This window comes from Lacibacter sp., assembly GCF_057361365.1.
This window is the reverse complement of the sequence record NZ_JBMQSG010000007.1, coordinates 527,577-546,894: the sequence shown is the minus strand read 5'-3', so window position 1 is coordinate 546,894 and position 19,318 is coordinate 527,577. Positions and strand designations below refer to the sequence as shown.

15 protein-coding genes are annotated in these 19,318 nt (G+C 39.4%); 6 read left to right on the top strand and 9 right to left on the bottom strand.

The annotated features are described in order from the left end of the window. Positions 1-19: 19 nt before the first annotated feature. The 3 genes from ACO1QW_RS07080 to ACO1QW_RS07070 all read right to left on the bottom strand — a co-directional run bounded on the left by ACO1QW_RS07080 (position 20) and on the right by ACO1QW_RS07070 (position 5,364). Positions 20-3,442, bottom strand: coding sequence for a SusC/RagA family TonB-linked outer membrane protein (locus tag ACO1QW_RS07080; RefSeq protein WP_486257023.1), 3,423 nt, complete (start codon positions 3,440-3,442; stop codon positions 20-22). A 103-nt stretch (positions 3,443-3,545) separates the two neighbouring features. Further along, positions 3,546-4,643 carry a FecR domain-containing protein gene (locus tag ACO1QW_RS07075; protein WP_486257021.1) on the bottom strand — a complete coding sequence of 366 codons (1,098 nt, stop codon included), beginning with the start codon at positions 4,641-4,643 and terminating at the stop codon, positions 3,546-3,548. A 97-nt stretch (positions 4,644-4,740) separates the two neighbouring features. After that, complete coding sequence (locus ACO1QW_RS07070) at positions 4,741-5,364, bottom strand: RNA polymerase sigma factor (RefSeq protein ID WP_486257020.1); 624 nt, start codon at positions 5,362-5,364, stop codon at positions 4,741-4,743. A 425-nt stretch (positions 5,365-5,789) separates the two neighbouring features. Between ACO1QW_RS07070 and ACO1QW_RS07065 the strand changes: the two genes are divergently transcribed. The 4 genes from ACO1QW_RS07065 to ACO1QW_RS07050 all read left to right on the top strand — a co-directional run bounded on the left by ACO1QW_RS07065 (position 5,790) and on the right by ACO1QW_RS07050 (position 10,144). Continuing rightward, a complete protein-coding gene (locus ACO1QW_RS07065) occupies positions 5,790-6,731 on the top strand; it encodes a YitT family protein (protein WP_486257018.1) in 942 nt (313 codons plus the stop codon). Positions 6,732-6,799: 68 nt separating this feature from the next. Continuing rightward, positions 6,800-7,102: a hypothetical protein gene (locus ACO1QW_RS07060; protein WP_486257016.1), complete on the top strand. Its 303-nt coding sequence runs from the start codon at positions 6,800-6,802 to the stop codon at positions 7,100-7,102. Positions 7,103-7,205: 103 nt separating this feature from the next. Next, positions 7,206-7,967: a Bax inhibitor-1/YccA family protein gene (locus tag ACO1QW_RS07055; protein ID WP_486257014.1), complete on the top strand. Its 762-nt coding sequence runs from the start codon at positions 7,206-7,208 to the stop codon at positions 7,965-7,967. 122 nt (positions 7,968-8,089) lie between these two features. Beyond that, positions 8,090-10,144: an OPT family oligopeptide transporter gene (locus tag ACO1QW_RS07050; RefSeq protein ID WP_486257012.1), complete on the top strand. Its 2,055-nt coding sequence runs from the start codon at positions 8,090-8,092 to the stop codon at positions 10,142-10,144. A 122-nt stretch (positions 10,145-10,266) separates the two neighbouring features. Here ACO1QW_RS07050 and ACO1QW_RS07045 read toward each other — a convergent pair whose 3' ends face one another. The 3 genes from ACO1QW_RS07045 to ACO1QW_RS07035 all read right to left on the bottom strand — a co-directional run bounded on the left by ACO1QW_RS07045 (position 10,267) and on the right by ACO1QW_RS07035 (position 14,183). Further along, complete coding sequence (locus ACO1QW_RS07045; RefSeq protein ID WP_486257011.1) at positions 10,267-11,319, bottom strand: glycosyltransferase family 4 protein; 1,053 nt, start codon at positions 11,317-11,319, stop codon at positions 10,267-10,269. 161 nt (positions 11,320-11,480) lie between these two features. After that, positions 11,481-12,677: a DUF1501 domain-containing protein gene (locus ACO1QW_RS07040; protein ID WP_486257009.1), complete on the bottom strand. Its 1,197-nt coding sequence runs from the start codon at positions 12,675-12,677 to the stop codon at positions 11,481-11,483. Between the two features lie 81 nt (positions 12,678-12,758). After that, positions 12,759-14,183: a DUF1800 domain-containing protein gene (locus ACO1QW_RS07035; protein WP_486257007.1), complete on the bottom strand. Its 1,425-nt coding sequence runs from the start codon at positions 14,181-14,183 to the stop codon at positions 12,759-12,761. A gap of 418 nt (positions 14,184-14,601) precedes the next feature. Between ACO1QW_RS07035 and ACO1QW_RS07030 the strand changes: the two genes are divergently transcribed. Both ACO1QW_RS07030 and ACO1QW_RS07025 read left to right on the top strand, forming a co-directional pair. Then, positions 14,602-15,588, top strand: coding sequence for a zinc metalloprotease (locus tag ACO1QW_RS07030; RefSeq protein WP_486257005.1), 987 nt, complete (start codon positions 14,602-14,604; stop codon positions 15,586-15,588). 145 nt (positions 15,589-15,733) lie between these two features. Beyond that, entirely contained in the window at positions 15,734-16,705 is a 972-nt protein-coding gene (locus tag ACO1QW_RS07025) for a zinc metalloprotease (RefSeq protein WP_486257003.1), read from the top strand. Positions 16,706-16,768: 63 nt separating this feature from the next. On the opposite strand, the gene serS is transcribed toward ACO1QW_RS07025, so the two are convergent. From serS to ACO1QW_RS07010, 3 genes are all read right to left on the bottom strand, one after another. Beyond that, positions 16,769-18,040, bottom strand: coding sequence for a serine--tRNA ligase (serS, locus tag ACO1QW_RS07020; protein WP_486257001.1), 1,272 nt, complete (start codon positions 18,038-18,040; stop codon positions 16,769-16,771). Positions 18,041-18,123: 83 nt separating this feature from the next. Then, positions 18,124-18,744 carry a DinB family protein gene (locus tag ACO1QW_RS07015; protein WP_486257000.1) on the bottom strand — a complete coding sequence of 207 codons (621 nt, stop codon included), beginning with the start codon at positions 18,742-18,744 and terminating at the stop codon, positions 18,124-18,126. Between the two features lie 102 nt (positions 18,745-18,846). Continuing rightward, complete coding sequence (locus tag ACO1QW_RS07010; protein ID WP_486256998.1) at positions 18,847-19,284, bottom strand: GNAT family N-acetyltransferase; 438 nt, start codon at positions 19,282-19,284, stop codon at positions 18,847-18,849. Positions 19,285-19,318: the final 34 nt, after the last annotated feature.

Genomic DNA, 19,318 nt, shown 5'->3' with positions numbered 1-19,318 from the left:
ATAAACGTGGATGTTATCATTAAAAGCTTGCCTGAATGCCTGCCTGGAACGATTTAGGCTGCGGATACACAGCGAAGTCGATACCGTTGGTTAATGATGAACCCGGAGTTCTGTTACCTACTTCCGGATCGTATCCAGTGTACTTTGTAAACGTGAGGATGTTTTGTGCCGATACATAAATACGCAAGGTTTTTACTGTTCCTTTTGTATGAGTTGCTAAGAAACCTACCGGTACAGTATAACCAACCATTATATTTTTCAGGCGCAAAAATGATCCATCTTCAAGAAACCTTGTTGAAGGACGTGCATTCCTGTTAGGATCAGATGAAATAGCACGAGGAATATTTGTGTTGGTGTTAGTTGGTGTCCATGCATTCAACACTTGTGTGCCCGCATTAAAGAAACGAACCATTCCCTCAGTAATAACCCTGGTAGCATTGTAAATTTTATTGCCCTGAACTCCCTGGAAGAAAAGTGATGCATCAAAATTTTTGTAGTTGCCACCGAGGTTAAATGCATAGGTAACCTTAGGAATAAAACTTCCGAGAAACTGCCGATCATCGTTGTCAATTTTTCCATCGCCGTTAAGGTCTTTAAACTTAAGATCACCTGCTGCGGTACCAGCAGTTTGTGTTGCATGCTTGGTAACCTCCTGCGCACTTTGAAAAATGCCTTCAACTACCCAGCCATAAAATCCCTGCACAGAATACCCGGGCATTGTATTGGTAATATTATCGCCACCAAAATCTGCGTCATTACCTCTCTCGATTTTTGTAACACCTTCCGCCAATTTTGTTACCTGGTTGGTAACAAAACTCATGTTTGTACTTGCGTACCATTTAAAAGCACCTTCTCTTTTATTATATCCCAATTGAAATTCAAACCCGTTATTTTTCATTGCACCAACGTTTTGCAATACGGTGCTGTTGATGTAGCCAAAAGAAGGAGGAATTGGTACTTCCAAAATCAGGTTATCAGTATTTCGCTTATAATATTCAGCAGAGAAAGTGATCTTATTTTTAAATAATCCAAGATCAAGTCCAATGTTTATTTGTTTTGTTTTTTCCCATTCCAATTCTTTGTTACCTAACCCGGGAATAGTAGAACCAGGACCTCCTGTAATTGAATTTCCAAAAGGATATGATGAGCTATTAGCAAGAACACTCACCAACCACGGCGTATTACCTAACACTAAGCCATTAAGGCCAGTAATTCCATAACCCACTCTCACTTTCAATTCGGAAACGCTTGGCATATTCTTCATAAAATCTTCCTGGTCAACTCTCCAGCCCACAGAAGCCGATGGAAATGTTGCCCATTTTTTTCCGGGAGCCCAAACTGAAAGTCCATCACGTCGCACAGCTACACTTAATATGTATTTGCTCCGGTAATCATAATTCAAACGTCCAAGGAAGGATAGCAATGTGTTTTCTCCAACCAATGTTTGAGCAGATATATTCGTTGCATTGTTTAATGTACGCAGATCATTAGATGGTTGATTGCCACTTGCGTTTTCCTGTTTTGTTTTTTGATCCTGTTGTTCATAAACGGCAATAACATTTACATGATGATCACCGAATGTTTTATCGAACGTGAGTTGCTCAGTAAACAATTTTACAGTGGAAACATTGCGGTTATTTGTGATGGTTGCCTGCGTAGCGCTTGAACCTGCAACAGCACCGTTGTCATTAAAAATTGGTGCAAAGCGATAATCCAATGCAGTTGCATAGTCAATACCAAATGTGGATTTAAATTTCAACCAGCTTGTAATATTCGCTTCCAAAAAAGCTGTTCCAAATATCTTTACTGTTGATCTTTTACCACGGTTTTTTAAAGCCGCATCTTCAACAGGGTTAGTAGGATCGCCACCGTCTTTTGTAGCATCAACTCCCCTGTAACCGCCATTAGAAGTTGGATCATACACAGGTATATGCGGCATCATTCTTATCACATTTACCAGGTTTGTTCTTGAGCCGGTTTCATTATTATCATAATCCTGCGTACCAGAAGCTATGTACAGGTTTTCACCGAAAGTGAACACCTTGCTTATGATGTGATCGGAGTTGATACGGAAATTATAACGACGATAAGCTACACTTGGTGCAATACCTTGCTGATCGGTATAACCAGCAGAAGCATGAAATCTTGATACATCGTTGCCACCACTCAAACCTACATTGTGTTGATTCATGGCACCTTTCTTAAAATAGGCGTCTTGCCAATCAGTATTTGTTTGACCATAAGTTTGCGATGCGCCAGTATAAACAGGTTGATTTATTTGAGGATCTGTAAGTCGGGGTACCTGGCTTCCTCTGTATGCAAGCGCATATTGTTTAAACTGTTCTGTATTGAGGAGTGGAAGACGTTTGGTTACTTCCTGTGTACCAAAATACGAATCAAGTGTAACACTCATTTTACCATCTCTTCTTCCTTTTTTTGTATTGATGATAATTACACCGCTTGTAGCTCTTGAGCCATAAATAGCAGCAGCAGATGCATCTTTCAATACGTCTACCGATTCAATATCTTTTACGTCAATTGCTGCAAGATTTCCTGTAGGAAAACCATCAACTACATATAATGGATCTGAAGCAAAACTGATTGAACTGATACCACGGATACGTACAATAGGTTCCGTACCAGGACTTCCGTTATTTGTTACCTGCAAACCGGCCACACGTCCTTGCAATGCCTGCGAAATAGTTAACGCCGGCAGTTCATTCAACGTTTTGCTGTTTACAGTAGAAACAGCACCGGTTACCAACGTTCTTTTTTGTGTACCATACCCAATTACCACCACCTCATTGAGTGCTTTATTTGTCAAAGACATTACTACTCTTACTGAGCTTTTGCCTTCAATACTTACTTCTTGTGTAACCATCCCAATAAAAGACAATACCAACATTTTGGCATTATCCTCAACCTCAATTGAAAATGAACCATTATTATCGGTAGTAGTTGCTTTGTCCGATCCCTTTACCTGCACAGTTACTCCGGCAAGGGGGTCTGCTGCTTCACCGGTTACGGTGCCCGTGATGGTGCGCATTATTACAGCACTTTCCTCCCCTTCTCTTTTCTCCGAGATAATGAAAACACCTGAAGTTTCATCAAACCTGTATTTTAATTTGGTTTGCTGCAATACTGCATCCATTACCTGCAACAGCGGAGTTTCTTTTGCTTTTACCGTTACGATTTTTCCCGGCGGAATAATATCGTTGGAGAATGTAAACCTGTAGTTGGTTTCTTTTTCAATTGCTTTAAAAAACGTGGTCATTTTTACCCCGTTCAGCGTAAGGGTTACTTTCACATCCTGAGAAAACCCTCCTGCATGTACCAGCAGATTACATGCAAACAGAAAAAATGCAGTCAGTTTCATAATTTTCAGCAGCTTCGTTAAAGGCGGATTTGCAATACTCCGCCTGTAGGGATGATTTTTTTTCATACCTTCAGTTTGGTTTTAATTTAAAAAATAGAAACTCTTTTATTTTAAAAGCGTTTCAAAGTTTTGGTACAGGTAGAATGCTGCAACATTCTCCTGTATTTTTTTATTTTGACAGATTTATGGTTAATGTTTCTCCTTGTTCAATTGTATAGTTAAAGTTTTTTGATTCTTTTAGGTAATCCAGTACAGTATTCAGGTCTTCCTTTTCATATGTTCCGGTAAAGCGATAGTGGCAAATTGCATTGTCCTTGAAATTAATTTTTGCACCGTACCATCTTTCTAATAAAATGGCGATGTCCTTAAACTCTTCGTCATCAAAAATCAATTTGTTTTCTTTCCATGCTATTTCTTTTATATCGCCGGTACTGGTTAGCACTAATTTTTTCGGAAGGCTGTCTGATAAATAAATTTCCTGTTTTGCCGTTTGTAAATTCTTACGTTGCTCCTTGCCAATTCCATTTTGCCATTCGATTTTTTGATTTGGATAAAGCAACATTTTGAGATTATTATTTTCTTTAAGCGTTACTTCCACCAATCCACTTATCAACGATGTTTCTGTATTCTTTTCATTCAGGTAGGCTTTTACATTAAAGGCTGTTCCCAATGCTTTTACATCCATTGCTGCTGTATGTACAATCAATGGGCGGGTGCTGTCGTGTTTCACTTCAAAAAAAGCTTCACCTTCCAGGTACACATCACGGGTTGCTAAACCGTACTTGTCATTGATCTTGATATTGCTTCCGGCGTTTAATGTAACAACTGATCCATCCGGCAATTGAATATTCTTCCTTTCGCCATAAACTGCTGCGTAAGTTTTAATGTTGCGTGATGTAACAACAAAATTGATGGCAACAAACAGGCCTGCCACAATGATAGCCGCAGCAGAAATTTTGAGCCATAGAGGAAATACCTTTCCCCGTTTTTGTTGCTCAAATTTTTCCATCTCAATAATCAATGTATCCTTTTTATGCCCAAGGCTGTTTTCTAAACGGGCGGTCTGCTCTTCCAGATCGGCCAACGCCAAAGCATTGAACAGCTGAATATATTTTTCTTTGGCCTCCTCAACCAGAAAAGCCTTATCGGGATTTTCTTGTATGTAATTTTCCCAAAAAGCAATATCAACCGCAGAAACGCCTTTACAGTAGTTTATAAACGATTCGTCGGAAAGTAGGTCTTCAATGGTTGTTTTATCAGGGGTCATAACGAAGTATTAATATCTCAGATATAAAGTAGAGTAATCTGCCCGTGTTTTTTACCCGTTATTTAAAAAAAAATTTTAGAAAAGGAAAGCCTTAATCCTATTGAGCCATAGAAATACTGGCAGCAGATGCCATAACTGTGAGGAGTGAGAGCAGCGCAGCACTCTGTGGACGATTGCTTTTTGCCATATCCAATTTGAGTTTCTTTAACCCTTCATGGATTTTATTATAAACCGTGCGATGAGATAAGCCGGTTCTTTGTACAATTTCCTGGTAACTCAGCCCTTCGTAAAATTTAAGCAGTATCAATTCCTTCTGGCGGTTGGGAAGTTCATTAATGCGCTCCATCAACAGGTGAAACAAATGGCTTTGTTCATCTTTACGAATCAGTTTTTCTTCCGGGTTAGGCTGAGGATCTTCCGGGTAGCTGCTCCACACAACTTCTAACAAACCCGATTGTTTGCTTTTTTTCCAGTCGACGGTAAGCTTTCGTAAAAATGAAGTAACCAGGTAAGATTTTACATCCTTCGCATCCTGTATTGTTTCTCTTTTTTCCCAGAGGTATAAAAATAATTGCTGGATGATGTCCTTCACCAAATGGGCATCTTTTATTTCTTTCAGACCAATAAATAAAAGTGTATGGTAATACTTTTTGTATAAAGCTAAAAACATTTCCCTATCACCTTGTCTTAGCCCTTGCCACAAGTTGTTATCATTATCCATAAGCAGTCGTTAAGAACGCCGGGACTACATTTTGGGGAAACTGTATCCGTCTATTCTTCGGGTAAATATATTTAATAGAAACATAGAAATGTCGAAAAATTACAAACATCAACGAAAGAACTGCATTAAAGTTTAGTTTTTGTATTTCTAGTTGTCCTGAATTAGATAGGACTGTTGAAAGAGAAATTGTATCGATCAACTAATCAAAATCCCTTCAAAATCAATACTAATTTGTCGATGTACAGTTTGTTGCATCTGCATTGCAATAGGGCAAAGTCAAACCGGTAAAACATTCTTTCAAGTTCATATTTTTTTCATAAGCAAGCGGTCAGAAAATTGTATATTCCGACCAACCAGATCATCGATCAAGGATCGTTTCAAATTACTGCTTTCGCAGCATATTTAGAACCTTAAAACAACAGCTAATGGAATCAGGCAGTCAGCAAACTATCACATTAAAGCAGGCATCACGGTACGAGAAAGCAAAGGCCTACAGGGAACGAAGAATTACTTTACAATCGTTAGGAAAAGATATTTTCCTGATGCTTCTGGGCATTTGCTCTGCTGCATTTGGCTTGAAAAGTTTTTTACTGCCCAGTAATTTTATTGACGGCGGAGCAACAGGTATTGCTTTGTTACTTGGAGAAACAACCAACTTAACTTTCCCCGTATTACTATTGTTAGTGAATACACCGTTTGTCATATTCGGATATACAACACTGGGCCGCAGTTTTTTTATAAAAACGTCGCTTGCTATCGTTGGTCTAGCATTGACCACAGCGTTTGTTAACTTTCCACACGTAACCAATGATAAATTGTTGGTGGCAAGTTTTGGCGGATTCTTTTTGGGTGCAGGAATTGGATTTGCCATCAGGGGCGGATCTGTCATTGACGGAACAGAAGTACTCGCTTTGTTTTTAAGTAAAAAAGTGGGTGGCTCTGTGGGTGATATTATTTTAATGATCAACGTTGTGGTGTTTTCTGCTGCCGCTTATATTCTTTCCATCGATACTGCTTTATATGCTATGATCACTTACCTGGCAGCCGCAAAAACAGTTGACTTTGTAGTAGAAGGTATTGAAGAATATACAGGTGTTACCATTGTTTCATCTCACTCAGGCGAAATCAATGAAATGATCACGCAACAACTGGGACGTGGTGTTACCAATTACAAAGGAAAAGGCGGATTTGGAACAAAAGGCCACACAACTGATAAAGATATTTTGTACACGGTAGTGACTCGTCTTGAAATAAGCCGACTGAAAACGGAAGTACAAAAGATCGATCCACACGCATTTATGGTGATGAATAGTATAAAAGATGTGAAAGGTGGATTGATAAAAAAGAGAAGATTGAAAAATAACTGATAAAAATCCCATTGGCATTAATAATTAACTGGACTGATAATTGATATAATACTTTAAAACTTACAACTATGGTCAACCCCAAACACATCGCAACTTTCCTGCTGGGCGCAGCAGCCGGCTATGCACTGTTTAAATACAACAGCATGACCGATGAAGAAAAAGAAAAAATGTATGCCGATCTGAAAGAAAAAGCCAACAAGCTAAAAGATGAGGCAGAACAATCGTTTAGTAAAGCCGGCGACTATTTTGAAGAGCTGAAAACAAAAGGCTCTGAAAATATGAAAAGCTATATGGGAGATGCCGAAAACTTTTTTAATGACGTGTTTAAGAAAAAACCGGCAGAAAGCAACGGCAATACGGGTAATGTTTAAGCCCCCAATCTCGTTGGATGCCATAAGGCTTTGTGAAGCTTTATGGCATCCCTATGTAATACCGATTTATCTGTTAACTTTAAGGCTTCAAAACCTCTAAAACATGTCAATATTTAAATCTGGTAATCCAACCCTCAACGAAAAACATTTTGATCAAACCGGCAGTGCTTACAGTGGCGATACAATGACTGTACGTGGCACCATGAATAAATTCGGTTTTTTGATACTGATGGTGATGGCCGGCGCCGCTTTTGCCTGGCAGTGGTTCGATGCAGGTAAAAGTATTTTTCCATTAATGATTGGTGGTGCACTTGGCGGTCTTGTAATTGCACTTGTTATCACATTTAAGAAAGAATGGAGTGGCTATCTCGCTCCTGCTTATGCTATAGTTGAAGGTTTGTTTGTTGGCGGCATCTCCGCTTATTTCAATTACATTTTCCAGGAAAAATATCCGGGTATCGTTACACATGCTGTGTTACTCACCTTTGCTGTAGCAGCAAGTATGTACCTGATGTATACTTTGCGCATTATAAAAGTAACTGAACGCCTGCGTTCTATTCTTTTTGTTGCCACTGCAAGTATTGCTGTTTTTTATCTGCTTACATGGATACTTGGTTTCTTCGGAATTAATTTTGGTTTCCTATCAGCCAACAACGGATCAATGTTCAGCATTATCTTTTCACTGGCAGTAATTGGCATTGCAGCATTTAACCTGTTGCTTGATTTTGATATGATCGAGAAAGGAAGTGAAATGGGTGCACCAAAGTATATGGAATGGTATGGCGCATTTGGTTTACTGGTAACCTTAGTTTGGTTGTATCTTGAAATCCTGCGTTTGTTAGCAAAACTTAACAGTCGTAAATAGAAACCATCAATGTATTTGTTAAAAGATCCCTGCGCTTAGCGTGGGGATTTTTGTTGTGTACATCATCCATCTATCTCTAATGAAGTTTTTCCTATCTTCCTTTTATTAAAAACAACTGCCGTATGTCTGAGCAAAAATTTCAACCCTTTGTTCCTGATGACAGCAAGATGCCCGAATTCACCATTAAAAGTGTATTAGTAGGCGCTGCATTCGGAATCATCTTTGGTGCATCCACAGTTTATCTTGCATTAAAAGCCGGTTTAACGGTGAGTGCCTCCATACCAATTGCAGTTATTGCAATTACACTTGGAAGATGGGCACTTAAAACGACTATTTTAGAAAACAACATCATTCAAACAACAGGAAGTGCCGGTGAAAGTATTGCAGCAGGTGTTGTGTTCACGCTACCGGGTTTTTTGTTCTTAAGTGAAAAAAACAGTGCAGAGTTTTTTAACTATTTCACCATCCTTACACTTGCCATTTTTGGTGGCATATTGGGTACATTGATGATGATACCGCTGCGGCGATCACTCATTGTAAAAGAACATGGCACACTTCCCTATCCTGAAGGTACAGCCTGCGCCAGCGTATTAAAAGCGGGTGAACGAGGCGGATCGTTTGCTAAAACAGCATTCATGGGCTTAGGGTTTGCATTTGCTTATGCTATTCTTCAAAAGATATTTCATGTAATTGCCGAAACGCCTTTCTGGATGACAAAGCAGGCAAACAAATTCTTTCCATCAGCAAAAGTGAGTGGAGAGATTACGCCTGAGTATTTAGGCGTAGGTTATATTATTGGACCAAAGATCAGTGGTGTGCTTGTTGCAGGTGGTGTTATTGCATGGTTTGCATTTACACCGTTGTTAGCCTCGCTTGTACCACCTGATACAATTGCTGCACAGTTAGCGAAGCTTGGATACTTAACAGATATAACAAAAGCTGGTGGGCCCGGAGGATGGGATCCTGTAACACATACGTTTGCCGATTATTCAACGGCGATCTATCGTGCATACATCCGTCAAATAGGTGCAGGTGCTGTGGCAGCCGGCGGTTTTATCACGCTCATCAAAACTATTCCTACGATTGTTTCATCATTCAAAAGCAGTATCGGTTCAATTAAGAAAGTAGATGGACAAGCAGTTGAAGTAAGACGTACTGAACGTGACCTCAACATCAAGATCGTTGGTATTGGAAGTTTAGTGTTGATTTTATTGATGGCTGTGTTACCACAAGTGCCCGGAGATAACATCGGCAGCAAATTATTATTAGGATTACTGGTAGTCATCTTCGGTGCATTCTTCGTTACAGTATCATCTCGCATTGTTGGCTTGATCGGTTCTTCAAACAACCCAATCAGCGGTATGACCATTGCAACATTGATGGGCACTTGTCTCATCTTTATTGCCGTTGGTTGGACAGGTAAAGTATTTGAACCAATGGCACTAGTTGTTGGTGGTATGATCTGTATTGCTGCAGCAAATGCAGGTGCAACATCACAGGATTTGAAAACGGGTTATATCGTAGGTGCCACACCTAAATATCAACAGATCGCATTGTTTGTAGGTGCAGTTGTGTCTTCAATCGCTATTGGTGCTACCATCAAAGTACTTGATACACCTACTGCTGAAATGGTTTCGCAAGGCATTACCCATGCAATTGGCACCGATAAATATCCTGCACCTCAAGGAACATTAATGGCCACATTGATAAAAGGCATTCTTTCATTTAACCTTGATTGGCAGTTTGTACTAGTGGGTGTGTTTATTGCTATTACAATGGAACTTTGCGGAATTAAATCATTGAGCTTTGCAGTGGGTTTATACCTTCCCCTATCCACTACACTACCCATTTTTGCAGGCGGTGCTATTCGGGGTATAGTTGACCGTAAGAAAAAGAAATCAGGTGAAGTATTAACTGCAGAAGAAGAAGATCTTGGTAAAGGAAATCTATTTGCAACTGGTCTTGTTGCAGGCGGAGCATTAGCCGGTGTGCTGGTTGCTATTTTATCAGTGAACGATAACGTTGCTGCTTCACTTGGAAAAATAAATGCTGAACACGGACTCGTAAACTGGTTGGGTGAAAATGGATATTATCTGTTAGGTGCTATCTTCTTTGCTGTAATGGGACTGGTGCTTTATCGCATCGGTATTCAGAAAACAGAAAAGATAGAAGAATAAATAGTAAACACCCTTAATAACAACATTCATCTTTTCGTTTGACGGAAAAAACAAAAGCCTCCTGAACGGAGGCTTTTTGTTTTAAAACTACAACTATGCGAACGGGTTGGTAAGTACAAATTTTAAATCAATCCAAGTAAAGAAGCAGCTGCTTTTGCCGGACGAAGAATAAAAAATTCCTGTGCAGGTTTTGTTGCAACTTCTTCGTACAGCTCGGTGTATTTGCTGGTAATGTTGTTGATGCTGTATTTGTAACGCATCTTCCAGCCATTGTTTACTAATTGATCACGGTATGCTTCGTTTTCAATTACATTTAAAATACCACGGCGGATATCAAGAACATTATATGGATTTACTTTACAAGCAGCATCATCTGAAATTTCATCCATTGGTGAAATGCGGCTTGTCACTAAAGGGCGACCAACTGCACATGCTTCAAGAATGGGTAAACCAAAACCTTCATAAGTTGAAGCAAACACAACCATATCACACAATTCATACTGGTGTTTCAACTGATCAAATGAAAGATTTGTATGCGTTTTAAAATCAATTTTATTTTCCTGCAAAATGAGTTGTGTTTCCACATCTAAACTTCCAATGATATGCAATTCGCAATTCACACCTTTCAATGCTTTCGCCAGGTTATGAATATTCTTATTTTCTTTTGTACCGATCTGGAGAATACGAGGCTTTTGTGCGTTAAATTGTTTTGGAGAAAACTCAAAACGTGGATCAAAAAAGTTAGGAACTACTTTCACTTTGTCTGCCTTTACCCCGGTGAGGTTAATCAGTTCACGTTTTGTTTTTTCACTGATCACCGTAATGGTGTTTGCACGCCACATCGGTAATTGATACCAGAAGAATTTGAATAACCAATATTTAAAATTGGTCTTGTTGTATTTTGTTAAGAACACACAGTCATGAATCGTCAACACGGTATTACGCTTTTTCATACCCAGCGATACATAATGAATATCACCAGTGATGTGGTTGATCTGTGATTGATTGCTGCGTGACTTAAAAATATTTGCAAAGATGTTGCGGATAGATGGCACTTCTACTTTGTTGGCTTTTATACCAGTAGTTTCTGCAACCTGGGCCTGCACATTATCGAATAATGATTCGATACTGAATGCGTGTAACCGCTTTTTACGGAAGAAGTAAGATACTTCCATAGGAATTGGACGATGTTTGGTTTCTCAAATAATTGGACAATACAAATATAAACTGGCCTTAAGCCCTACACAATAGGAGTTTTCACCTAAAAAAGAGACGGTAATTTTACTGCAACGTAGTATGTGTCACACTTACTGAATGGCTCATCACCTGTCGATTATTAAATGAAATCCAACGGTTTAATGGATTGTTTCAGAATTGCGTCTGCATCAGCTCCCATCCATTTATTGAGTACAGTTGCGTACACCTGCTTAAAATCCAGTTGGTATTTCAGATCACCATCATCAAGATTTTTCAGATCGGGCAAGGGATTATAAAGGCCGTGCTGCTTCAATCCACCGCCAACGAAAAACATATTATTGGCTTTGCCATGATCAGTTCCGTTGCTGGCATTTTGTGCTACTCTTCTTCCAAACTCAGAGAATGTAAACAGCAGCACATCATCAAAACGGTTATTTGCTTTCAGATCTTTTACAAACGCTTTTACTGCATCATTCAACTCTGTAAACAAACGTTTCTGCTGCCCATCCTGGTTGATATGTGTATCAAAACTTCCCAAAGAAATGTAATACACTTTGGTATTGATCTCACTAAAAATGAGTGAAGCAATTGTCTTCAACCCCTTGCCCAATTCTGAATTTGGATAAGCCTCTGCTGAAGGACGTTGTTTGCTTTGTTTGAAAATATAATCAGCACTTGAAATTGTTTCGGCCATTGTCTTATACAAATAATCAACCGGCCGCTCATGCTCTTGTTGATGCTGTTTCATTATTTCTTTGAAGTAACGTTCCTGGCTGGTTGTATACAATCGGCGTGGATCTTCCACAGCGATACCTTTAATATCATTGCCTTTCAATGCAAGACTTAACACATCATCAATTTCCAATGCCTGCGTTGGTTTATCACAACCTTTGCATTGATCATCTAAATATCTTCCTACCCAACCTGTATTCCAGTAATCACGGCTGTCGCTTGCAGTATGCCAGATATCCATACTGCGGAAATGACTTTTATCGGGATTAGGATAACCTACACTATTGAAAATGCCCATGCTTCCTTCATCATACAATTCTTTAAATGCCGTGAGCGATGGATGTAAACCAGCTTCATCAGTTAATGCCAATGCTGCATTGCGTTGAATACCTAAACGGGGACGGTTACTATAATACAGATCATTGCGAACAGGTATCACAGTATTCAAACCATCATTACCACCACTTAACTGTATAATGACAGTTACTTTATTTCCCGGAGGAACAAGCTTACCTGATTCAAATGCTTTTAAAAACTGTGGCATCAACATAGATGCTGTTGCAAGTGAACCGATTTGTAAAAATTCTTTACGCTGTATTAGCATGACCAATTATTTAAGTACGAAGTTTGAAGTGCGAGCTACGATCGAATTTCGTAACTCGTACTTCGTATTATAAATTTTGCTTTAGCACATTTGATATTCCGGTGTGCACATCAGCTGAATAATAGCTGTTTGAATATATCGTTCTCGTGATGATGCATCTACAAATTTTTCAACAGTGGCTCTATTCATCTTACTGCTATCAGTTTGCCAAACCAGTGATGCAATATTGCTGAGCAATTCCTCTCTCGATGTTTTTTCTAATTGTTTAATAGCTGGCTCCCACCTAATGGTTGTCTGCACTACCCTGCCTGGCATTTTTCCTGCACGGCCCATTTCCTGGTCATCATCACTTTTTGCCTTGAACTGAAATGCTTCTTTTGTTGCCATTAATTGCGGAATACGCATACGGAACATAAGCGATGAACTGTCGATCCAATTCAAACCACCGGGCCATCCTGCAACATTAGGCGGATAGAATAATATTTGTCCCAACACCTTCTGCAAAAACAATTGCGCATCTTCATTTTGTATCTCCATTGGCATTGTACGACGAATACCTACCAACAGATCAACCGGCGATTTTACTCTTGAGCCAATATTCTTCTCTTCGTAAAACCAGTCGCTGGTAAAAATATCTTTCAGTATTTCTTTAATCTCGTAGCCCGATTTATAGAACCGGTCGGCCAGCCATTTTACTTTTTCTGCATCAACTTCTTGGTTCACAAAGAACTTATACATCTTGGTACTGATGTAAGTGGCCGTTTGCTTTTGTTCAAGCAAAAGATCAAGAATATCATCGCCGCTAAAATTACCTGTGCGACCTAAAACAGTTTTAGGTCCATCGTCATGTATGTTGGGACGAAAAATAAATTCACCGTTGAGTTTAAATTGCCAACCTGTAAAGGCACGTGCCGCTTCTTTAATATCTTTCTCCGTGTAATTTCCACGACCCATCGTGAACAACTCCATCACCTCACGGGCAAAATTTTCGTTCGGTTTTTGTTTGCGGTTCTGTTGATTATTCAAAAAAGCAAGCATAGCGGCACTACGACTGACTTCTTTCAGCAATGTTCCAAAGTTGCCAAGTGCATTTGCACGGATCACCTGCAACAATTCCTGTTGATAAAGCGAATTAAGATTACGGCAGGCGAAATGTCCATGCCAGAAGTAAGCAAGTTTTTCCCGGAGTTGTTGCTCGCTGTTAACCATTTCATCGAGCCATTCAACGTTAAGATTGCGGATATCTTCTCTTGACTGCTTTTGCATTTGCTGGCGTTGTTCCTGCGTCAATTCTGTGCGCCTGATACCGTCAACTCCATTCATTAATCCATCAACAAAATTGTTGGCAACTTGTAACGGCATTGGTTCCTTGCGTGATGCTTTCTCCAATGCTTCATATAATTTAACCGGGGATGTTTTGCTGAGATCGTTCCATTGTTCAACGGCGGGGCCAAAGCCTGCACGCCACAATAAATGCTGATTTTTTAACTGAACTGATGCCGCCATAGATAAAAAGTGTTGCGTTAAGACTTGCTGAATAACAGATAGTTTAAAGGTAAACGATGAATTAGGTAAAATCTTTTAGATGGATTATGATCAAGGGTAGAGCCATTGAGAAAAAAGAGAGGCACCTTAACGGTGCCTCCGAAAAAAAATAGGTGCCCTTGTAATTTCTTTAATTGACCACAACGATAAGCATGAAACCTTCAACGGTTACTCATAAACTATTTCTTAGTATAACTTTAAGAATTAAGATTATACATACTTCTACAGGAATTCCCACACCTATTGCTCTTTTATACACGCCTATCGGTTCATTTGCAGCAATGTTTCAAAAATTAATCCAATGCCGCTAACGGTTGTAAGTGAAAAACAAATAAATTCACAAGTCTTTTTTTTACACATAAACCTAAACATGAAATACATGAAGAAAGTATCTCTACTAGCAGCGGCATCGCTGTTACTTTTTTTTGGATGTAGCAAATCTGTATCAGACAAAGAAAACATTGAGGAAGAAACAGACCAATCATTAACGCAGGGCCGTCAATGTGCCAGTTATGAAGTTTTGCAAGCGAAACTGAAGGAAGACCCTTCATTGCAAAAAAGAATGGATGAGATTGAAGCATTTACTGCACGTTATGCAGCTCAAAATGTTGCAGGTAGGTTAGAGGGGGATGTCATGGTCATTCCGGTATATGTGAATGTGCTTCACAGAACTCCTGCTGAAAATATTTCTGCTGAACAGATCCAATCGCAGATTGATGTACTAAACGAAGATTTTGCAGGCAGTAATGCTGATGTAAACAGCACCACCACTTACCAATCAGTTAAAGCCGGTTCAACTAATATCCGTTTTGAATTAGCAGGCGTTATTCGTAAACCAACTACAGTTACTTCATGGAGTACAAATGATGCAATGAAAAAAAGTTCACAAGGCGGTATTGATCCAACCAACCCAACTACTGCATTAAATATGTGGAGTTGTAACCTTGGTAGCTATTTAGGCTATGCTCAATTTCCTGGTCAATCTTCTGCAACGGATGGTGTTGTAATTCTTTACAGTGCATTTGGAAGCAGAGCTAAATATCCCCAAGGCACTTACATAAACACTTACGATTTAGGCAGAACTGCAACCCATGAAGTTGGTCACTGGTTGAACCTGCGTCATATCTGGGGCGACAGACGTTGCGGTGATGATTTTGTAGGCGATACTCCAGGCCATGATGGAGCAAACTATGGATGCCCGGCTGCAAATACAACCAGTAAGTGCAGTGGCAGACCAATTGAAATGACAATGAATTATATGGATTATTCTGATGATCGTTGTATGTACATGTTTTCTGCCGGCCAGGAAACACGCATGCGTGCAACTTTTGCAGTGGGTGGTCCTAGAGCGGGCTTACGTCCTTAATGGCTTTCGTAAATCAACATGAGAAAAATGGCCCCGTCGAACGACGGGGCTTTTTTATGAATAATTGCAAAGACGCTTTTATTGGTGCAACAAATATTGTAGCTTATACATCCGATTCATTTCATCACATGCAAATTGAATTTATATGAAAGCAAAATATGGATTACTGATAATGTTATTCATTTGGAGTTGCTCAAAACCAAATCAAGAAAGCTCAAAACTGACAGATAATGATCTTACATTATCAGCGGAAGGAAAAGGCTGCCGCACATACGAAGTATTTCAAGAACAACTAAAAGCCGATCCTTCTTTACAAAAACGAATGAACGAAATAGAGGCATTCACCAATAAATTTATGCAGAACCCTGCAGCCTTCCGCTTACTTGCAGATGGCACAATGGAAGTACCCGTTGTTGTGAATGTATTATACAGCACAGCTTCCGAAAATATTTCTGACAAACAAATCAATTCACAGGTAGATGTTTTGAACGAAGATTTTTCCGCAACGAATAAAGATTTGTTTTCAACAGCAACTTACAACAATGTAAAATCGGGTAATACAACAATAAAATTTGTTCTCGATAAGATTGTACGTAAAAACACAACCGTTACATCGTTCTCCACCAATAACGCAATGAAGTTTGCCAACCGTGGCGGCATTGATGCAACAAATCCTGAAACAACATTGAACATCTGGGTATGCAATATGGGTGGCGGCATACTCGGTTACGCACAATTTCCCGGGGGCAATAAATCAACTGATGGCGTTGTAATAGCAACACGTGCATTTGGACGGGGAAATAATTATAATTTATACGAAGACTATGACAAGGGCAGAACTGCTACGCATGAAGTAGGTCACTACTTTAACCTCTCACATATTTGGGGCGACAGGAAATGTGGCGACGACCATGTAGATGACACACCCGTTCACGCTACTTACAATTTCGGTTGCCCTGCTGCAAACAAAATAAGCAGCTGCGACGGTAGTATTGAGATGACGATGAATTATATGGATTATACCGACGATGCATGCATGTATATGTTTACAAAAGGCCAGGCGTTGCGCATGCAGGCAACCTTTGCCATTGGTGGTCCCAGGGAAACATTAAGATAACTTCCTGCAAATAAAAAACGCCCTTGTAAAATGCAGGGGCGTTTTCATTTATGAATGTCGCTATTAGCTCAAAACATTTGAACCAAAATAAGGTTGCAACACTTCAGGTATGTTGATTCCATTTTCGGTTTGATTATTCTCCAGCAATGAAGCAAGAATTCTTGGTAATGCTAAAGAACTTCCGTTCAATGAATGAACCAATTGCATTTTGCCATTTTCATCTTTAAAACGAACTTTCATACGATTGGTCTGGAAGCTTTCGAAATTACTTACACTGCTGCACTCAAGCCATTTCTTTTGTGCTGCACTCCACACTTCAAAATCATAAGTTAAGGCAGAAGTGAAACTCATGTCGCCACCACATAAACGTAGTATGCGGTATTTCAAACCCAGGTTTTGTAATAGCTTTTCAACATGCGCAACCATTTCATCTAATGCTGCATAACTTTTATCGGGATGAACAAGTTGAATGATCTCTACTTTATCAAATTGATGTACACGATTCAACCCCCGAACATCTGCTCCAAAACTTCCCGCCTCTCTTCTGAAGCAAGGCGTGTATGCAGTTAATTTTATCGGCAGTTCAGTTTCCTTTACGATCTCATCACGATAAATATTTGTAACCGGCACTTCGGCAGTTGGTATCATAAAAAAATTATCTTCCTGCATATGATACATCTGACCTTCTTTATCCGGCAGTTGACCGGTACCGTAAGCAGATGCCTCATTCACCATATAAGGCGGAATGTATTCGGTGTAACCTGCAGCGGTATTGTAGTCAAGAAAATAGCTGATGAGCGCCCGTTGCAACTTAGCACCCTTTCCTTTGTAAACAGGAAAACCTCTGCCAGTGATCTTCACACCTAACTCAAAATTTACAATATCGTACTGCTCAATTAACTCCCAATGCGGTTTTGCATTGGCAGGTAATACAGGTTCATCGCCACTTTCTTTTACATTCAAATTATCTTCGGGTGTTTTACCGGCAGGTACCAAAGTAGATGGAAGATTAGGCAAGCGCACCAGGAGATCGTTCACCTGCTTTTCCAACGCATTCAACTCGTCGGCAATTTGTTTGGATGATTCTTTATACTGGGCTACTTCAGTTTTCTTTTGTTCGGCTGCATCTTTTTGTCCTTTTCCCATGAGCATACCGATCTCTTTTGAAGCTGCATTCACTTTTGCGGCCAACTCATCATTTCCCAACTGAGCTTTCCTGCGTTGCTCATCCAGATCGATAATCTGGTCAACAAGATTTACATCAGCAAAATGCTTCACTGCCAATCTTTCTTTCACTAACTCCTTGTTCTGGCGGATAAATGCCAATTGTAACATAACTCAAAATTTGGGCAAATATAAACAGAAACTGTCCACTGGTTTTTGAAACCTGCGGACAACCCTATCCACAACATTAATTATTACCGGGGATAATTTGGATGGGCTTTTACTTTTAGTATCTGTTTTAGATGTCGGTCCGCATGACCAAACATGGTAATATACCGTTGATGAACACTGGGCCGGCCGGGATATTGAAAATAAAAACGCAGATCATCTTTTGTGGTCTTTATATAGTCAATTGATTCGTTCCGCATTTTCAAAACCCACGCCAGGTAATCCTTTCCTTCAGCTAAACCCATTGGCACTGTATAAGTAAATGGTTTTGTATACTCTTCAGCAATATGTGCTTTATCTTCTGTTATAAACGCATAATAAATAGAATCGGGTTTTGCTTTTTTGTTTAATTCAGGTTGACGTCCACCGCTTAGAGCACGGCTTATTTCATGAGTGATTAATAATTCCCAAATACCAATGTGTTCTGTAATTTGTTTGATGCTCCACCGATCAGGTGATTCTTTAAAATTCCATTGCTTATCTGTTAAGCCTTGAGTTTCTTTTATCAATGCTTCTTTAGAACGAGATAAATTTTGCAGCAAAAATGTTCTGTCAGCCTCTGTCCATATAGTTGTATCCTGTGCTTTTAGTTGAAATGAAAGTAAAAGAAAAATGATCGACAAACTGAGTATTATTCGATTCGGCATAAAACAATTTTTATTTATGTAAGAATGAAAAGTTGCTGATCCGAAAACTAAATTCAACAATTATTCAATAAAATGCAAGCTGATTTAAACAGCAGCAAACACTTATTCTACGGCTTTTTTGTAAATACCCGGCTTATGAATCTGCATCCAACGTTCCGGAAAAGTAAGTTCCGAAAATCCAGATTGCCTGTATAATCCATGTGCATCACGGGTGGCCAACATAAAGCGACGAAGACCTTGCAAATCTTCATGCGCCATAATTTCTTCCATCAACCATTTGCTCAATCCTTGTCCACGATATGCTTCATCAATAAACACATCAGCCAGGTAACCGAATGTTGCTTTGTCTGTAATAACTCTTGCAAAACCAATTTGCCTGCCCAGATGAAACACGCCAAAGCAAAGTGAATTGTCGATCGACTTTTGTACCGTTTCAATCGGGATATCTTCTGCCCAATAGGATTTCGACAAAAATTCATGAATGAATTCAACATTAAAAAAACTTGTTTCCGTTGTAATAGCGAAACCTTCACGTTGCATGCGTATGAATTTAGATAAGTAAAGCAGGTGAATT